This window comes from Bartonella sp. AP88XZML (genome assembly GCF_042195565.1).
GTDB lineage: Bacteria > Pseudomonadota > Alphaproteobacteria > Rhizobiales > Rhizobiaceae > Bartonella.
This window is the reverse complement of sequence record NZ_JBHIOQ010000009.1, coordinates 1-2,133: the sequence shown is the minus strand read 5'-3', so window position 1 is coordinate 2,133 and position 2,133 is coordinate 1. Positions and strand designations below refer to the sequence as shown.

Genomic DNA, 2,133 nt, shown 5'->3' with positions numbered 1-2,133 from the left:
AGATTTGAATTTTAGAATGAAATGTTTAAAGGGGGGCGCCCCCGCCGCGCCCGCGCGTCATTTACGCAGCATCATTTTCATATTCGCTGTCATTATCATCGTCATAATACCACTCACAATCAGCATAATACTCATGACGATAATAATCATCTTCACTCCCAAATTCTGGATATGCCTCATCCCAAATATGATCATCAGCAGTTAAAGAGGCGGCGCTATGAACATAAGAATCGCCAGAGATAAGAGCCCCACAAACCACGGCATCATCAAAAACACGCGAGCCATCACAAATATGAGCAGCGCCGCTTATTTTTGCATTGCCACCGACATGAGCATCATCACAAATCACGGCATTATCGGAAATATGAGCATGATCAGTGACACGGGCGTTATCATAAATTTGTGCATTGCCTTCAATTACAACAGCACCTTTAATATGAGCATTCCCATAAAGACGCGCATTGCCTCCCATAAAAATAGCTTCAAAAATAGCATTCCCATAAATTCTTGCATTACCACAAACGTCAACAAAAAAGCTTTTTACTTTTGCATTCCCTGAAACCCTTGCATTTTCAAAAACACGCGCTTTGTCATACACCCAGCAATTGCCTTTGTGAGATAAGTTGCTTTCCTTTTCAATAAAACCGCCTAGATCGCCCGCCTTGACATCCCCAAAATCTCTTAAAGCACGAATGCGATATAAGAAATGACCAGCTACGCAATCCATTTCACTAGTAAATTCATATTTTTTGGATATTTTTTTCTTATTAACGGGGGTGTTTTTTGAGATATTTGTCATAATTAAAACCTTGTAGAAATACTCGTTTTGAAATTGACACCCTTATAAGAGCATCGGGCGCTCAAAACACGGCTACAAGTCCGTTGCTATGCTTTTCCCTCGCGAAGGGTATTGTATGGCATAGCTACACCCGACAAAACCATCATATATGCTAACAAAAGCATAAAAGATAGTCAGTTTTTATAACAGGATTAGGTTTATCGTAACCTATTCGCTTGTAGTTTAGTGTTTTGATCACTTGAGTATTTATATAACAAAATACGTATTTATTGTCAAATAATATTTTATCTTTTTTGATATTTTTTCTTATTTTTTTAAATACGTTGTGTATTGATAATATCTTATGCCTATTAGCTGCTTCTTTTATATTTATGTGCTTTTAAAGATATATTACGGGCTTTGTGAAACGATTGCGTATTTTCTGAATTATATATTATAATATTTAGAAACGCTCTCATAATGCGTATTTTAAACTTTATAACCTATCAATTTTGTCACTAAATGGTTTTTAATTTTTTTGTGAATTTTGTTTATAACACATTTTAGACTTAACAGCCTTTTATAGGGACTGTCTTTATAAACAAATGCTTTCATTTGCATTTTTGCTTTCTCTATAGCTGTTATGTTCTTTATAACCATGGCATCATTTTTCATTTTCATAAGAGAAACGATAAATAGGATAATTGCGATTTATTGTCTGTTATGAAAATATCTCAATAGAAACTGATCATTATAGAGATCAGTAAAATCCCTTTTAATAGACCGTGTCAGTGTTGTCAGTTTTGTCAGTTCTTTTTAGAGCCTATATTATTTTTTTAAAATGATAAAAAATTAAAAGCATTATATTTCAATATGTTAGTCTTTTTAAGATACAACTTATATAGATAACACAACCTTAAATACAATCCATAATATATATTTGTCAGTTTGTGTCAGTAAATTAAACTGACAAAATGATTATTTTAGTAAGTAATTACAACATGTCTTATGAAAAGCGTATGAAAGTAAAAACTGATTACGTTATTAAAATCCCTTGTATGAATTTTTATCAGTTTATTTAAATAGATAACCTTATGATTTTAGTGAGTGATTAAACCACGTCTTAAAAAAACATGTGATCCTTTAAAGCCCTTCAAAAGAAACGGTTTATAATCATAAAAATGCTATTAAGACTATTATGGTTATGAGTTTAGGGGGGTATGGGGGTTTTGGGGGGCACTTTTTACCCCCCCTTTATATATATTTTTTAGTCAAAAATAAAAGTTATTATATTTCAATAAGTTAATCTTTCAAATAAACAACCTATATTAAACATAACACATAAATACAATTTT

At 32.3% G+C, this 2,133-nt stretch carries 1 protein-coding gene; it reads right to left on the bottom strand.

The features are described from left to right. Window positions 1-61 precede the first annotated feature (61 nt). Complete coding sequence (locus ACFIK2_RS00605; protein WP_375676783.1) at window positions 62-799, bottom strand: hypothetical protein; 738 nt, start codon at window positions 797-799, stop codon at window positions 62-64. Between the last annotated feature and the right edge of the window lie 1,334 nt (window positions 800-2,133).